The sequence below is a fragment of the Chryseobacterium sp. KBW03 genome, from assembly GCF_003852415.1.
In the GTDB taxonomy this organism is placed as follows: domain Bacteria; phylum Bacteroidota; class Bacteroidia; order Flavobacteriales; family Weeksellaceae; genus Chryseobacterium; species Chryseobacterium viscerum.
Map to the genome: position 1 here is coordinate 21,333 of NZ_QAJO01000005.1, position 16,884 is coordinate 38,216.

Consider the following 16,884-nt stretch of genomic DNA (forward strand, 5'->3'; position numbering starts at 1 on the left):
GCTTTTATTATATTTGAATGAAACATCAGAAACCTGTTGTCTTCGAATTTAAAATATGGAAAAGAAGTTGGCATTAGAGCACTTAAAGCGTGCAACATTAGACAGCCAGGGGCTCGTACAAAACGCATCGTTCGGAACTGGAAAGAATGCTGTTCTTTATGCTTTGGAGCATCTGGGATATATACAGATTGACACTTTGTCTATGGTTGAACGTGCCCACCATCATACTTTATGGACGAGAATCCCTGATTTTCAGGCAGATTTTCTGGAAGAGCTGGTAGAAGAGCGTAAAGTATTTGAATATTGGTTTCATGCAGCTTCTTATCTTCCTATACGGGATTTCCGCTATGCTTTGCCCCAAATGCTTACCATCAAACGAGGTGAATCCCGCTACTACAATGCCGATCCTAAAATGATGGAATATGTCATCGATACCATCCGTAATGAAGGTCCTAAAAGAGCAAGAGATTTTGAAAATGAAAGTCATAAGGCAGGAATCTGGTGGAATTGGAAACCTGCTAAACTAGCTCTGGAAAGACTTTTTATGCAAGGTGACCTGATGATCAGCGGACGCTCCGGCATGCAGAAAACGTATGATCTTACCGAAAGAGTTTTACCTTCTTCCATTGATACCACAGAGCCCTCTCAGCTTGAGTTTGCGGAATATTTAGTAAAAACCAATCTCCGGGCGTATGGATTTACGACTTTAAAACAGATCACCCATCTTAGGACTGGAAATGATTTAAAACAAAATGTCAATAAGGTATTACAAACGATGCTTGACGAAGGATTAATATCTCAAATCAAAATAGAAGGATTGCCTTCCGTCTTTGTTCAGAACGGAGTTTTTGAAAAGACATTTGATGCGATGGATTCCAATATACAGCTCCTGTCTCCTTTTGATAATTCCATTATCCATCGTGACCGGATCAAACAGATCTTTGATTTTGATTTCAGGTTGGAATGCTATGTTCCTAAAGAAAAAAGACAATATGGTTACTTCTGTCTGCCTATCCTTTTTGGCGATCAGTTTATCGGAAGAGTTGACTGCAAAGCCCACAGAAAGGAAAAAAAGTTGGAGTTGATCCATTTGCATATTGAAAACAATACGATCGACATTGAATCGTGGCTTAAGCCTTTTATAGAAACTGTAAATCGTTTTGCCATCTTCAATGGTTGCGACTCTTTACTCCTTACAAAAGTAAGCCCGGCAAAGCTGAACCCAGCTGTAAAAAAGGGATTGTCAAAATTCGGATTAAAAAAGTAATTCCTTTTATCTCAAATCGATATTTCTATTAAAAGACAAATCGCATTATGGAACTCATAATGCGATTTTATTTTTTTGATTAGTTTAATTTCTGATTCGTTTTTTGGACAAAATCATTCCATTGCTGATTCAGGTAAGTTACTGCTTTCTTTTTCTCATTGTCGTTCAAAGAAGAATAATTAACCGAATTAAAAACCAGTTTTTTCAATGCTTTTACATCCAGTTCCCAATACACCATAGCTGCCCAGAAATCATAACTAAGACCATTATATCCGTACACTGAAGGATCATCACTGTTAATGGAACACTGTACACCATTGCTCAGTAAAACTCTTGCAGGGTGATTCCTCAGATCGCTCACATATCCCAAAATCTGATTGCTGAGCGGGCTTACCTCAACCAGTTTATTCTGTTTTCTGATCTGTTCCATTGTTTTTGGGAAATAAATCAGATTCAGGCCATGCCCAATTCTTTTATTGTCCAGAAGAGCAATGTCCAGAACATTTTCATTAAAGATAGAATTGCTTTCTCCGGCGTGAAGGAAAAGAGGCATTTCCATTCCATACTTTTTATTAAGCTCCTTCAGTTTGGTCCAGTTTTTCTCAAAAAAACTAATACTGTGTCCCGCAGCCTCATCTGCTACAAGGTCAAAACCTGTAATCATGTCGGGAAAGCTTTTCTTCAACTCAAAAGCCATTTCCAGCTGTTTATCAATATTCTCAGTATCTAAAAATTTAAAGCTGGAGTAGATCAGCTTCAAGCTGAACTGCGGGTCTGACTTGTGTACTTCTTTAAGAACGTCCTGCAGATCTGTAATCGATGTTTTTAAAGGATATTTTCCATTCTTAAAATCGTAAAGCTCTTCAAAGATAAATCGGATCTCTACATGCTGAACTTTATCTTTTATGAGGTCCTGAAAGCCTTTCAAATAATATTCCTTAAAGAAAGGGCGATAAGGTAACAACAGGCTGATTCGTTTAAAACGTTTTTCAAATTCAATCCAATAATCCGTATAAGAGCACAGGTTATCTCTTTTCAGGGTAAGAAGCTCCTCCAGCTGTTTTTCAAAACCAGGATCTGAGCTCAGTTTTTTATCCAGACTGACAAATCCGTTCGGAACTTTTCCTTTTTCAAAAAAAGCAAGTTGTCCAGTAATGAATTGATCATTGTCTTTCTGATCGTATACATAACATTCCTGGTATTTTCTGGCAGCTGAAATGACCCATTTTACATCTGTTATCCCTCCACTGTGGGTATGCAGCAAACCTCCTTTCGGCATAGTCTGAAATATTTCAAACAGCTTACTCTTCTCTATCATTGGTTTTATTTCAGTAAAAGAACTGTTATATAACGATACTTTTTTCGCTTCTGCTTCGCTGATAAACTGCTTACGAATCTGGAATATTTTTTTATCCAAGGCTATTTCGGTATCAGATAATTGTATGTCGGCATCAAATGCTAAGGCTTCATTTCCCTGTTTTTCCTGCAGCCAGCTCTGTTGATAGGCCGTTTTTTCAACTGTTTTATTTTGGCCCCAAAATAGAGGTGCTCCCAGAAGTGTTATATAAGTAAGGTATTTTTTCATCATAGATTATAATATTATATTGGAAGGGGTGTCCGTTAAAAGTAGCTTGTTACAGCAAAAATTGTGCAGAATAAAGCTGTTTTAAAAATAATATTAATTTTTCTGTTAAAATCCTTCAATAGCTCTTTAAAACTGAGCTTTCGTTTTTTTACGGGAATCTGACAGATAGTAATGCCAAAGTATCATTGATGCGACTGATCTTAAGGGTGCCCATTGTTTTGTCATTTCAAGGATTTCCTCTCTGCTCATCTTGGGAGAAAGATTTTTCAGGCGTTTTAAAGCATTGACAGCTGCCAGGTCACCAATAGGAAAAATATCTGTTCTTTGAAGCGTGAACATTAAGTACACATCAATAGTCCAATTACCGATTCCTTTCAGTTGAATTAATGTTTTGCGGACCTCATCATTAGACATTTCCGGCATTTTCTCAAGATTAATTTCTCCATTAATCATTGCTTGTGCCAGCCCTCTGATATAAATCGTTTTCTGGCGGCTTACATAGCATGCTCTCATTTCTTCATCGCTGAGCGCAAGGATCTGCTCTGGAGTGATGGTCTTTGTTTTTTCTATTAACTGCCGTAAAGCTGCCAAAGCTGATGCTAAAGAAACCTGCTGTTCCAGAATAATATGAACAAGCGTCTCAAAAGTATTTTCCCGTGTCCACATCGGCGGATATCCGTGAGTATCTACAATTAATTTTAAATCAGGATCCCGGTTTGCTAAATAATTGCACAATTCATGGAAGTTTTCTGAATGGAAAACCTCTGCCCTAATTGCTGAGGTTTCAGAATCTGTTTTTTTATTCATCGGTCCTTTTTTCATTAAAATAAAGAGGGTATTGTATATCCTCTTTCCAGATCAAGAAGTATCGATTTATTTTTTAATCCTCCTGCAAAACCAGTCAGTTTTCCCGATACTCCAATGATTCTGTGACAGGGAACAATGATGGATACTGGATTTTTGTTTAAAGCTCCCCCTACAGCACGAACGGCTTTCACATCACCCAGAATTTTTGCCAGCTCCCCATATGTTTTTGTCATGCCGTATGGAACTTTTAATAAAGCGGTCCAAACTTTAACCTGAAAATCGGTTCCTTTAAAATCAAGAGGTACGGTAAAAATGGTTCTTTTAGTTTCAAAATATTCTTTAAGTTCTTGCTCTGCCTGCAAAATAATAGGATGCTCTTCTCTTTTCACAGGAGCAGAAAGCTTTGTTCTTGTGTAGTCCTCACCTTCCCAGATGATCGCGACAAGACCTTTATCAGAAGTAATCACTTTGATTAGCCCCACAGGCGACAAAACATCTTTATAAACCAATTGATCAGGATCTTTCATTATGTTTTTATAATTTTTTTACTGCGTTCACTTACAGGTTCAGAGCCTGGTAATACTTGCAACATAACGCCTACCATCACCAGACAAATCAATATACAAATAATTCCGAAGTGGTAAGCAGTCTGCCAGCTTTCTTTTGAAAAATAGAAAAATACGCCACCAATAACACTTACTCCTAATGCCGAAGCGGTCTGCTGAAAGGTGGAATAAATTCCTGCTGCGCCTCCCGCATATTGAGACGGAACATTTTTAAGTGCAATATTCAATAATGAAGGGAGTACAAGACCATTTCCAAATCCCCATGCTGCCATTAATCCGATCACCAATCCGTTACTGATTCCCGGTTTCCAAAGGGTCATCTGAAGATAAAATGCAATAAACAGAATAAGGACGCCTATCTGCAATACTCTCTTTCCATATTTTATAATCAGACGGGAAGCCATTACAGAAGAAACGACAAATAAAATCCCCGGAGCGATAAAATATAACCCGGAATCAAGAGCTGAAATGCCAAGTCCATTCTGGAGATACACCGCACTCAATAATAGATAGGCTGTATGCAGCATAAAGTGAAATAAAACAGCCGTTAATCCGATATTAAAATCTTTTATTTTAAATAATCTAACGTCAATCAAAGGGTTTCCGTTTCTGCTTAGCTTCATTTTTTGATTATAAATAAAAATAACAAACAGAATAAAAGACATTCCCAACAGTCCGAAACTCCACAACGGCCATCCAGCCTCCCGTCCCTGAATCAAAGGATAGATAAGGGAAAACAAAGCTAATGTCAGAATGAGTATTCCGGTATAATCAAATTTTGTGCTTTCATGTCTGGGAGTTTCAGTAACGTATTTGTGTGTGGCCCAAAGTGTAATGATTCCTATGGGAAGATTGATAAAGAAAACCAGTCTCCAGCCTTCTATCACCCAATGTGTATCTGATAAATAGCCTCCCAGCACCTGCCCTATTGCTGCGGCTGTACCCAAAGTAATTCCGTATAATCCAAATGCTTTTGCCCGTTCTTTGGTATCTGTAAAAAGCACCTGAATGAATGCTATCGTCTGCGGAACCATAAATGAAGCGCTTAATCCCTGGAAAAATCTTGTAACGTTCAATTGGAATGCTGATTGTGAAAGTCCACATAAACAGGATGCTACGGTAAAGGCAAACATTCCCCAAAAGAATACTTTTTTCCTTCCGAAGTGGTCTCCAGCCCTGCCTCCTGTAATCAGAAAAGCAGCATAACCGAGAAGATATCCGGCAATCACGAACTGCATTTCACCATCGGTAGCATGAATTCCTTTTTTAATCGTGGGTATTGCTATATTGATAATAAATACATCAATAACGGAAAGTAAAGGAGCTGCCAGAACAATGATCAGTTCCAGCCATTTATTGTTTGTGTGTTTCATTTTAAATCAGTTTTTGAATAATTTTCTTTGCAGATTGTATTTCATCCGGCTTTTTAAAAACAGAAGCGGTGACAATGGAGCCTTCGAGCATGACATAAATTGTTTCTGTCAGTTCTTCATCCGTTAGGATATTTTTGTGACCGGAATTCATGACAAGAGTCCTGATAAAATCTTTGCTGTGAACTTTTGTTGCCTGAATTTCTGCTAAAACCCTGGGATCGCTTGTTCCTGCTTCATCATTGGCTTTGATAAACGGACAGCCTCCATACTGCCTGATTTCCTGCCGTTTGGTATGATGATCAAAAATAGCCAGCAGTTTTTCCTTCGGATCACTCACTTCACTGACGCTTTTTTCAAGCCTGCTAAACCAAAGCTGATGCATGCGCTGAATATAGGCGATCAATAGATCCGCCTTTGTTTCAAAATGTTTATACAAAGACGCTTTTGCAATATCAGATTCACTGATGATCTGATTAATACCTGTATTACTATACCCCTGCTCGTAGAATAGTTTTTCTGCGGTATCTAAAATTTTGTCAATGACAACCTGTCCTCTCTGTTTCATGAAGCAAAGGTATGTAATAAATAGACAAAGTTGTCTATTTATTGTTTTAGCTTTTCTCTATCTGCTTCATTGATTTTGTCTTCATTGATCTTAAAAAACCACAGCATCATTTATTTTTTAAATGATGCTGTGGTTCTGTATTTATCAGAAAAGTGTATTATTTCCTATTTACTGAAAAGAGGTTCTAAATTCCAGTGGTGAAAGAAGTGTTTTATTTTTAAACAGTTTTGTAAACGACTGCGGATGCTCAAAACCTAATTCATAAGCGATTTCACTTACAGATAAATCTGTTGTAGAGAGTTTTTCTTTAGCCTTTTCAATCAGTTTTTCATGGATCAACTGCTGGGTGCTCTGGCCCGTAAGCGTTGTTAATAAACGGCTAAGATAATTGGGAGATATCCCAAGTTCACTGGCAACAAACTGAACCGTAGGCAATCCTTTTGAAACCAGATCATTATCACTAAAATAATGATCCAATAAGGGCTCTAAGCGGTTAAGAATAGTATGATGGGTAATTTTTCTGGTAATAAACTGCCGTTCATAAAACCTTTCCGAATAATTGAGTAATGTTTCAATATGTGAAATGATAATATTCTGGCTGAACTTATCAATCACAGCATGGTATTCCTGCTTAATATTTTCTATAATCCGATTGATGGTAACTTCTTCTTTTTTTGAAAGAAATAAAGCCTCATTCACTGAATAATCAAAAAAGTCATATTGTTTGATTGTTTTAGCGAGCGATGTTCCCCACAGAAAGTCAGGGTGAATCAGGAGCATCCAGCCGGATTGTTTTTCCTGAGAACCCGCTTCCGCTTCAATTCTGAAAACCTGATTGGGCGATATGAAAAATAAGGTTCCTTCATCAAAATCATACTCCTTCTGGCCGTATTTCAGCTTACCATTAATTCCTATTTTTAAAGAAATCTGATAAAAATCCAGCATCCAGTTGACCTCTCCAATATCTGAAGGCCGTTTAACATCCTTATAATCAACCACGCTGATCAGTGGATGCTCAGGAGGCAGCAGCCCTCTTGAACGGTGAAATTCTGTGATGGATTCTATTCTTTTTGTAACCCGTCGTTCCATATCTATAAAATTACGAATTGTTTTTACAGTATACTTTATTATTTCCCTTATCAGCATTAGAAGCTCAATCAACAGAAAAAATCAAAGATTTTTAAAACTTATGTGAACTTACTCTACACAAAATATTCTCTTAAACTTATTTAAGTATTTATGACTTTTGTGATTTAATATTTACTTTTCATCATGATGATAAGCAGCAGCAAATTCCTTTGCAAACTCGGCCAGTTTTACTTTTCCCAAAACAGGCTGATGCTGATAATAGTCTTCATAGAGAATTCCGCTTCCCTGAGCTGCCTGCGTTTCTACAAAACCTCTCGCTACCTGTTCATTGAAACCGATATTAAGCCAGTTTTTCAATAATTCTTCATCTGAAATCACCTTCCACTCTAAATCCGGTTTACCGATAGATTCTCCCAGCGCTTTCGTAATTTCATCAGGAGAAACCTCATCACTGGCTACATAGCGCACTTCCCTTTCTGTAAATGGCTTCTCCATTTCTTCAGCGACAACATCTGCAATATCCAGTGGAGAAACCCAGGGCTCTTTTTGATCTCCTCCCCAATTGGAAATAATTGCTCCTTTGTTTTTTATCGTATTAATGAACGAAAACATATTGAAGTAAATACCGACAGGGCGAATGAATTTAATCACAACATCATCAGTCAATTGTCTCAAAATCTGTTCTACATGGTAATGAAATACAATAATACCTGTCCCTTTATCTGTATGGGCTCCAATGCTACTGAGGTGGATAATCTTTTTCACTCCCGAACGTTCCACGGCAGTTTTGTAATTTTGTCCAATTCTACTGATGGCTCCGATAAAATCAATGTTTTTATCAAACATATCGCCTGCTGCTTCCATTGTTTCCATTAAATAGACAATATCCGCTCCTGTAAATGTTTCCGCTAGAAAATCTACATCAAACATACTTCCTATAGCCGCTTTTGCTCCCAATGCTCTGATAGAACCTGCCCGTTCTTCATTGCTGCTAATCACCGTTACCGAATGTCCTTTTTGTATAAGTTCTTTGGTAAGTGGTTTTCCGATGTTCCCGATGGAACCTGTTAAAACAATATTCATTTCTTTAATTTTTTGTTGATGTAAAATTCCGAAATGTACCCAAAAGAGACTTCGCCGAATCTATCTTCTTCTTAGCCAAAAAAGAAGTATGAGCGGATAACAGGATAAAGCTACTACCCCCTATTCTTATCATTCTTCATGCTATAAAATAAATTAAAAGTCTACAAAATCAATAGACTTATTGTGTTAATTTTAATTCACCGTGAAAAAGGTTCTTTTTTATATTTTTTTAACATTTTCAAAATCAACGTCAACTCGTTGTTTTTCAGGTAAATAAATCAGCAAAATCATGTTTTATTTTACTAACCTACTAATTTAGTAGACTAATATGATTTATCTCATATCCTTCCTTAATCCTGATTTACCAATTATTAAATAATTTTGACCCAGTTAAAAAAAACATAAACTTTATTCTCATGAATAAGAATACCTTTAATTCTTACTATTGCACCCTTCTGGCGACAGCTCCTGCACAGCATAAATGTTCTGTAGTTTCTTGCCATTCACAGCACAACTGTATTTCTCAAGACATGTGCTTTGATATGATGTGCAAAATGATGATGTCATAGCTTTCTAAAAGATACATTCATTACTGTAGGAATTAAAGCCAAAGAGTTCAAGGCTTCTTTAATCCGGGTACATCTCCTGTAAATTTTAATATTCTATTTCTTACACCTCCCTGAAAAAGGAGGCAGGAAATCTCATTATTTCTTACAGAGATCAACAGTAATATACAGTTCAATTTTAACCCTAGATTAATATATAATGAAAAAGAAACAATGCAAACTTGGTGTATTGGCCTTACTCCTATTCGCGGAATATGGTTTTGCACAAAGTAAAGACAGCCTTTCCAAGGAAACCTCCATAAAAGAAGTCGTGGTGGTAGCTTTTGGAAAGCAGAAAAAAGAAGAAATCACAGGATCTGTACAGTCATTGAAGGCCAAAGACCTTTCTAATCTTCAGAACGGAAATATCCTTCAGGGAATTGGAGGAAAAGTAGCAGGGGTACAGGTTATCTCCTCTGGACAACCGGGCTCCCAGCCCACCATTAGAATGAGAGGAATAGGTTCTATCAATGCATCCAGTGACCCGCTAATTGTACTGGATGGTATTCCGTACAGCGGAAACCTGAACAGTATTGCGTCATCGGATATTGAAAGTATTTCATTTCTTGAAGATGCTTCATCAAATGCTTTATATGGTTCCAGAGGGGCTAACGGAGTTATTATTGTCAATACAAAAAGAGGTAAAAACAAAGGATTGAGTATTGAAGCAGATGTAAGAACCGGGGTTAATTTCAGATCTATTGAGGATTATTCGGTCTATACTTCTCCACAGGATTATTATACCGCCTATTACAACAGAGCCAGGATTGGCGAGATTGCAAGACTGAAACAACCGGGCGCTGTTCCTTCCGGCCCTAGTCCCCATGATGTAGGACTTGCTGCACTGAACAAACTGGGATATGATGCTTATAATATACCATTCAACCAGCTGATTTCAAAAGATGGATCTTTCAATCCTGATGCGAAGTTATTATACCAGGACAACTGGAAAAAACTGCTTTTTAGACCGGCTTTGAGAAGAGAAGCTACCGTAGGTATCAATGCCAATAGTGATCAGGTAAAATCATATACTTCCCTTAATTATCTGGATGATAAAGGGTATTTAATTTCTTCAGGTTTTGAACGATTCGGGATCAGATCGAATGTAGACTATTCTATTACTTCAAAATTGAAGCTGACAAGTGCTTTATCTTATACTTACAGCAAACAGGATTTTGGGGAAACGGGAGGCTTTTCCAATCCTTTCCAGTTTGCCAGAAATATTGCTCCTTTCTATCCTGTCTTTCTTAGAGATGATAACTATCAGAGGCTTTATGACAATAATGGAAATGCCTTATACGACTATGGAGACGGTCAGGGACCCAACGGAGCTACGAGATCTTATGCCGTTTTTGAAAACCCAGTCGGGAACCTTCAAAAAGACAAGTCTCAGATCATAAGTAATATTACGAACCTTAACCTTGGTTTAAATTACGAAATCATCAAAGGACTGGATTTCACCTATAACTTTGGTGCTTATCTCGAAAATACCAGAAATCTGCAGTTCGGAAATACCGAAGGAGGAACTTCATCTTCTGTAGGAGGTACCATTTCACAAGGGTCTAATTTTAAATACACACTGAACCATCAGCAATTGCTTACCTATCAGAAAAAGCTGGGAAGTCACAGCTTTAATATTCTGGTTGGACACGAACTGAATAAGATAAAAGATGATGGGTTTTCAGGATCAAAGCAGCAGCTTTTATTGCCCAATTCCCAATCCTTTGACAATGCCGTGAAGATTACCGATTTATCAGGAAGCGGATACGAATACGCTGTAGAAGGATATTTCACAAGATTGCTGTATAATTATGACGGAAAATATTTCTTTAATGCCAATATCCGTAGAGACGGTTCTTCAGTTTTTTCTCCGGAAAGCAGATGGGGGAATTTCTATGGACTGGGGCTGGCGTGGAATATTGCAAAAGAAGATTTCCTTAAGGACAACACCGTCATTAATTCTTTAAAATTAAAAGCTTCTTACGGACAGCAGGGAAATGACAACATTCTTCTGAGTGGTTCCAGCAGAGATTATTATGCTTATCAGGATATCTACGGGATTAATAATTTCGGGGATGACAAACCGGTTCTATCTCTTAAAAAGCAGGGAAATAAAGATTTAAAATGGGAAACTTCCAAAAACCTGAATGCGGGTTTTGAAATCTCGCTTTTAAAAAACAGAATAAACCTGAATGCAGATTATTTTGAAAGGAAAGTATCCGATATGATCTATACCCTTCCTCTTCCTCCATCCAATGCAGGTTCTTATGTAAAATACGGAAACATTGGAGATATGACGAACAGAGGTGTTCAGGCTAATATAAGTGTAGATATTCTTCGTGGTGACGAGTTCCAGTGGAGTATTTATGCCAATGCCACACATTATAAGAATAAGATCACCCGATTGCCAGCCGAGCAAAGAAATACAGGTTTGGTTTCCGGATTGTTTATTCTGACAGAAGGAGGAGACCGCTATACTTATTTCCTTAAGGAATTTGCCGGGGTAAACCCTGACAATGGTGACGCTTTATGGTACCGTACCTCTATAAATCCTGTCACACAGAAAGAGGAAAGAACAGTGACCAACAATTATAAGGAAGCTACAGACTATAACACCGGAAAATCAGCTATTCCGAAGGTATATGGTGGATTCGGAACCGATTTTAGCTATCAGAGATTCAATCTGGCTGTGAATTTTGCATATCAGTTTGGTGGATATGGTTATGATGATGTGTACAGAAGTTTGTTCCATTCTGACAGCTATGGTTCTAACTATTCTACAGATCTGGATAAAACATGGACTCCGGAAAATCCAACTGCCGCTTTACCAAGGGTAGATCTTAATGCAACGAATCAAAACGGAAACTCTACGCTTTATCTGATCAAATCAGATTATATCAGTCTTCAGGATATAACCCTTTCCTATCAGCTTCCTGATGGCTTTGCACAACAAGCTGGTTTATCAGGACTTAAAATTTATGTGACAGGAAATAACCTGTATCTGTGGTCTAAAAGAAAAGGGTACGATCCAAGAACATCGTTGACAGGAGTTTCGGATTCATATCGATATTCTCTGTTGTCCAGTGTTTCTTTAGGCTTTAAACTTAATTTTTAAAAGAATACAATGAAAAAAATAAAATACTTTATAGCAGCGGCAGCCATAGGCTTTGTTACTGTCAGCTGTGCCAATGATCTCAATACTTTACCGGAAGGTGATATTTCCGGTGAACAGCTGAATAACGACTCGTCCACTCCGGAAAAAATTTTGGGCGGCGTATATCTTGACCTTCGCAGTAATGGTGCCGGTGGTACTACCGTTCACTCAGATTTTGGAATTATGGGGATCAAAGCAGGTGCCGACCTGATGTCCAATGATGTCATCCAGTCTACCAACCAGCATTTGGGAATGTTTTATAATTATGAGGCAACCAATGCCAGCAATATCGCTTCTGAGATTGTATGGACTACTTTTTATGCAAGAATATTTGTGATCAACAAGCTTCTTGATGATTTAAATAAAAATGCCAATGCAAAGAACAGAGCAATCGCAGGGCAGTTGCTAGCTTTGAGGGCTTATTCCTACTTTTATCTTGTTCGTTTCTATGCTAATGATTATAACGGCCATCAGTCTGAACCGGGACTTCCACTGGTTCTTACAGCAGCCAATCCAAGCCAGGGTTTACCAAGATCAACGGTTTCTGAAGTGTATGTACAAATCAAGAAAGATATTGAAGAGTCTATTGGTCTTTTAGATACGTATGCACGCCCATCCAGAGCCCAGATAGACCAAAGAACCGCCAAAGCCATTGCAGCTGAGGTATTTTTGCAAACCGGAGATTACGTAAAAGCAATTAAATACTCTGAAGAAAGTAAGCAGGGTGTTGCCCTTATGACAGAGGACGATTATACCTCTACCGGATTTTCCAACATCAATAATCCTGAGGTTATATGGGGTTTTCATAATACAATTTCCACGATGAGTATCGGAAATTATTATGCTTCATTCTTCTCCATGTTTGATAATACCAACGAAGGATATGCCGGTGCTGCACAGATCCGCAAGCTGATTGACAAACGTCTTTATGAAGCGATCCCGGCAACAGATTACCGTAAAAAAGTATTCAATGGCAGTCAGAATGCGGCTTATACCTTTAACGGAAAAACAAAAAACTATCCGCCTTACGTAAGCTGGAAGTTTAAAGATCCTACCCTTTTTGAAGGAGATTATATTTACATCAGAGCTTCCTCGCTTTATTATATACAAGCAGAAGCCCTTGCCAGACAGGGAAGAGAAACGGAAGCAAGGCAGGTATTATTCGACATTACATCTAAAAGGGATAAAGCCTACACGCTGTCTACAAAATCAGGCAATGAACTGATCAATGAAATTGTCCTGCAAAAAAGGATAGAACTTTGGGGCGAAGGCTATGCATGGTTTGATATGAAAAGATTAAATACTCCTTTAGAAAGAGTATACACAGGAACGAATCATACTTTTGGAAGGTTTAACCTGACACCGGATAAATTCAGATTCCAGATTCCCAATAAAGAGATTAATAATAACCCACAAATCAAGCAGAATGAGTAGATAAACCAAAAACAATTTTACATTCAAATATATTCAGTGACGAGGCGCCATTTACTTGTAAGTGGTGCCTTTTTTATTGGCTAAGGTAAGACGCTGATATTTTTTTGACTTTCACTTGCTAAAAATCTTTGATTTTTTCGCGCCTTAAAATTATACATAGAATTAAAAAAACTTGCGCCTTTGCGATTTCCAATATAATCTGTTACTCTTTATGTTTTTTTGGAAAATCGCAAAGGCGCAAAATGCTATTAAAAGCCTGCTGTAAGGCGCAAAGATTTTATCTGCGATAAAATTGAATACTGCAAATTTTTAAGTCTCTTGCAAATTATTTATTTTATAACAATATCGGACTTGTAATTGTCTTTTACCAGCTCACCGTTTTTATACAGCCGTTGGTTGATTACCTTACCTCTTTCATTAAAATAAAGCCACAGTGCATTTTTTCTTCCTAAAGAATCCAGGCGTCCTATTTCTTTCGGCATTTTGTTATTGTGAAGAATCTGTACTGGAAAAAGTCCTTTCAGGTCTTTTAACGAATCCATTTTTACGGGAATCAGTTCAGATTCATTACCGATTTTGAATATATATTGATTTCCTTTGCCACTTTTTAAAATCAATTCATCCCCTGAAACCTCATATTTTCCGTCTGAAAAAGGAGCTGTTATAATCTGGTCATAACTTACATGCTCTGTTTTTAAAAATTCGAAAGTTCCATTTTTGATATAAAGAGAATATTCTCCGTTCCCGGATTCCAGCTCAACATATTTCGGATATTCTTTATCTTTTTTACAGGAAATAATGGAGACAAGAACTATAGAAAGGCTAATAATTTTAATTTTCATGGAAACTAATTTATTAAAACATTTAGAATAAAAGAAAAAAGGAAATACATATATTTGGAATCTTTTCCATTCACACATCCCAGTTTTCAAAAAATAAACAATGACCAAAACAAAATTACTTTTCACAGGTGTATTTTCTACCTTGTTATCTATTACTGCAGCAGCGCAGAAAAAAGATATTTATACTCATAAAATCGACAGCATTATAACGGCTTCGAGCCCTTTACCATTCAACGGAGTTGTTTTGGTCGCTCAGAAAGGGAAAATACAATATCTGAAATCAAATGGCTACAGAGATTTTGAGAAGAAGGTTTCTTTGAAAACGGATGACCAGTTTGAAATCATGTCAAATTCAAAGCAGGTCACCGCAGTTTTGATTTTACAGGCTGCTGAACAGGGAAAACTAAAACTTCATATCCCTATAAAAAAATACCTGCCTTTGCTTACACAGACCTGGGCAGATACCGTTACAATACATCATCTTCTGAATCATACCCATGGTATTACAGATATAAATAAACCTACCGCTTTCAAAACCGGTTCTCAATTCAAATATGGTAATCTTTCTTATAGGCTGTTGGGTGAAATTCTTAAAAACACGACTGGAAAAAACTTCACAGAACTTGCCAACTCCCTTTTCAAAAAGCTGAAAATGGATAAAACATTTGTTTACAATACCAAGAATAAGCAGGCTCTGGTACCCGGCTATATGAACATAAACAATCAGTTTGAAAAAGTGAAAGAATCATTTCTGAATGATGATTTAGCTCCTGCTGCAGGTGTCATTTCTACAGTGCAGGATCTCGCAAAGTGGGACCAGGCACTATTCAAAGGGAAACTTCTCTCTCCGGAGTTTCAAAAACAAATGCTGACCCCTTCTACAACCTCTCAGCACAATGTCTTCGGAAAAGAAAATATGGGGTTCGGATATAATGTGAGATTTATCAAAGAAGCAGGCTTAGATTATTTTGCCGTAACGGGTCTTGGTGACGGATTCACCTGCCTTAATGCCTACTTCCCTTCTACAGATACCACTTTGATTATCCTCGAAAATCAGATGCCTGAAAAAAGTGAATACTGGAGCTTTAAAGAAGCATCAATCAAGAATGTAGTCCTGAAAGCGATTACCTCTAAGTAAATCAAGAAATTAACCTACAAAGTATCTGTCAGAGATCTTAAAATATACTGCCATCAATTTTATTTCAGATACAATCCTGGCGCCTTACAATATACCTTTTATACTATATTACGCCTCTGCGTTTTCCAATTAAATCTGTTATTCCTTATGTTTTTTTGGAAAACGCAAAGGCGCAAGGCTTTTTTGATCTTACATTTTTTAAGGCGCAAAAAAAATCAAAGATTTTTAGCTAGAATAATATTTTTTCAAAACTTTTGTTTTAATCATAGAGAAGGGTTTTTCTATCACAAATCTGTAGAATAAGCCACCCAGAATACAAGCGAAAAGACACAGAAGAAGGCTTATATTATCTGATGTTTCAAGTTTAAAATAATCAAGGGATTCCTGTACCATATGAATAATTCCTTTATGTGAAAGGTAAACAGCATAGGATAAAGCTGCCAACTGAGTGGTAATAGATGACCTCGACCTGTATAGAAAAGATGATTTTGAAATTGCAGCCATAAGGATTATTCCATAACTTACCGCCACCATTGTAAACCCCAATACAGAAGCTGTTTTGGAAGCCTGTTCATTACATATCCAAAAAGAGATTCCCAACAGCATGAGCCCAAGAAAGAAAAGTTTATTTCCATTCGCTTCAACCATTTTTTTAAATACTGATGAATACTGCATGAGATAGCCGATCAAAACTCCTGTACCCAATCCATCCAGCCTTGTATGTGTGGGATAATATATTTTCATGTACCACAATTTCCAGAAATCTGAGGAGGCGGGATCTGTTTCTGTGATCAATTCATTCCATGCCATCAATCTGGCCATTAAGGAAAATCCGATAACAGCTATAATTACCAATCCCAGATATTTAAATAATCTGGTGGGCAATACTGTTACAAGAAGCAAAGGAAGAATAAGATAAAACTGTTCTTCGATACACAATGACCATGCATGGGAAAATGTACCACAGCTGATGACATCCAGCCCGTAATTTTGCGTGAAAGTCAAAAACTTCCATAAAGGAGATAAAGCCTCCCGCTCTCTGAAAAAAGGAATCGTAAAATAGAGACATACGGTAAAAAAATAAGGCGGAATGATCCTGAAAAACCGTTTTATATAGAATGCTTTCAAACTGATTCCGCCCTTGTTTTCTATCTCTTTAAACAGCTGTCCCGAAATCAGAAAACCACTTAAAACAAAGAAGAGATCCACTCCCGTCCAGCCAAACCTTCCAATACTGTCGATCCAGTCAGGATGTTTAAATGCCCGGTAATGGTACATCAATACAAGCACAATAGCAACAGCTCTCAGATGATCCAATCCGTAAAGCCTTTCAGAACGTTCTGTCATTATTTTTTATGCAAATGTTGACAAATTCA

The 16,884-nt window shown here is 37.4% G+C and carries 13 protein-coding genes; 4 read left to right on the plus strand and 9 right to left on the minus strand.

What is annotated here, in order from left to right; all coding sequences use genetic code 11:
* Positions 1-55 precede the first annotated feature (55 nt).
* A complete protein-coding gene (locus tag DBR39_RS11600; RefSeq protein WP_124533240.1) occupies positions 56-1,267 on the plus strand; it encodes a winged helix-turn-helix domain-containing protein in 1,212 nt (403 codons plus the stop codon).
* A 79-nt stretch (positions 1,268-1,346) separates the two neighbouring features.
* Here the strand turns inward: DBR39_RS11600 and DBR39_RS11605 are convergent, their stop codons facing one another.
* The 7 genes from DBR39_RS11605 to DBR39_RS11635 all read right to left on the minus strand — a co-directional run bounded on the left by DBR39_RS11605 (position 1,347) and on the right by DBR39_RS11635 (position 8,335).
* Entirely contained in the window at positions 1,347-2,855 is a 1,509-nt protein-coding gene (locus tag DBR39_RS11605) for an adenosine kinase (RefSeq protein ID WP_124533242.1), read from the minus strand.
* A 123-nt stretch (positions 2,856-2,978) separates the two neighbouring features.
* Entirely contained in the window at positions 2,979-3,659 is a 681-nt protein-coding gene (locus DBR39_RS11610) for a DNA-3-methyladenine glycosylase family protein (RefSeq protein WP_124533243.1), read from the minus strand.
* Positions 3,660-3,673: 14 nt separating this feature from the next.
* Positions 3,674-4,186: a methylated-DNA--[protein]-cysteine S-methyltransferase gene (locus tag DBR39_RS11615; protein WP_124533244.1), complete on the minus strand. Its 513-nt coding sequence runs from the start codon at positions 4,184-4,186 to the stop codon at positions 3,674-3,676.
* On the minus strand, positions 4,186-5,598 hold the full coding sequence (locus tag DBR39_RS11620; RefSeq protein WP_124533245.1) for an MFS transporter: 1,413 nt from the start codon (positions 5,596-5,598) through the stop codon (positions 4,186-4,188). The genes DBR39_RS11615 and DBR39_RS11620 overlap by 1 nt, the downstream gene beginning before the upstream one ends.
* A gap of 1 nt (position 5,599) precedes the next feature.
* A complete protein-coding gene (locus DBR39_RS11625) occupies positions 5,600-6,163 on the minus strand; it encodes a TetR/AcrR family transcriptional regulator (protein ID WP_124533246.1) in 564 nt (187 codons plus the stop codon).
* Between the two features lie 168 nt (positions 6,164-6,331).
* Positions 6,332-7,252 (minus strand): AraC family transcriptional regulator, encoded by a 921-nt coding sequence (locus tag DBR39_RS11630; RefSeq protein ID WP_124533247.1) that lies wholly within the window; start codon positions 7,250-7,252, stop codon positions 6,332-6,334.
* A 171-nt stretch (positions 7,253-7,423) separates the two neighbouring features.
* Positions 7,424-8,335, minus strand: coding sequence for an SDR family oxidoreductase (locus DBR39_RS11635; protein ID WP_124533248.1), 912 nt, complete (start codon positions 8,333-8,335; stop codon positions 7,424-7,426).
* A 765-nt stretch (positions 8,336-9,100) separates the two neighbouring features.
* Between DBR39_RS11635 and DBR39_RS11640 the strand changes: the two genes are divergently transcribed.
* Both DBR39_RS11640 and DBR39_RS11645 read left to right on the plus strand, forming a co-directional pair.
* Positions 9,101-12,055 carry a SusC/RagA family TonB-linked outer membrane protein gene (locus tag DBR39_RS11640; RefSeq protein WP_124533250.1) on the plus strand — a complete coding sequence of 985 codons (2,955 nt, stop codon included), beginning with the start codon at positions 9,101-9,103 and terminating at the stop codon, positions 12,053-12,055.
* A gap of 9 nt (positions 12,056-12,064) precedes the next feature.
* Entirely contained in the window at positions 12,065-13,528 is a 1,464-nt protein-coding gene (locus tag DBR39_RS11645) for a RagB/SusD family nutrient uptake outer membrane protein (protein ID WP_124533252.1), read from the plus strand.
* Between the two features lie 329 nt (positions 13,529-13,857).
* On the opposite strand, the gene DBR39_RS11650 is transcribed toward DBR39_RS11645, so the two are convergent.
* Positions 13,858-14,370 (minus strand): hypothetical protein, encoded by a 513-nt coding sequence (locus DBR39_RS11650; RefSeq protein ID WP_124533254.1) that lies wholly within the window; start codon positions 14,368-14,370, stop codon positions 13,858-13,860.
* 100 nt (positions 14,371-14,470) lie between these two features.
* Between DBR39_RS11650 and DBR39_RS11655 the strand changes: the two genes are divergently transcribed.
* Positions 14,471-15,508: a serine hydrolase domain-containing protein gene (locus DBR39_RS11655; protein WP_124533256.1), complete on the plus strand. Its 1,038-nt coding sequence runs from the start codon at positions 14,471-14,473 to the stop codon at positions 15,506-15,508.
* Positions 15,509-15,733: 225 nt separating this feature from the next.
* Here the strand turns inward: DBR39_RS11655 and DBR39_RS11660 are convergent, their stop codons facing one another.
* Positions 15,734-16,855: an acyltransferase family protein gene (locus tag DBR39_RS11660; RefSeq protein WP_124533258.1), complete on the minus strand. Its 1,122-nt coding sequence runs from the start codon at positions 16,853-16,855 to the stop codon at positions 15,734-15,736.
* Between the last annotated feature and the right edge of the window lie 29 nt (positions 16,856-16,884).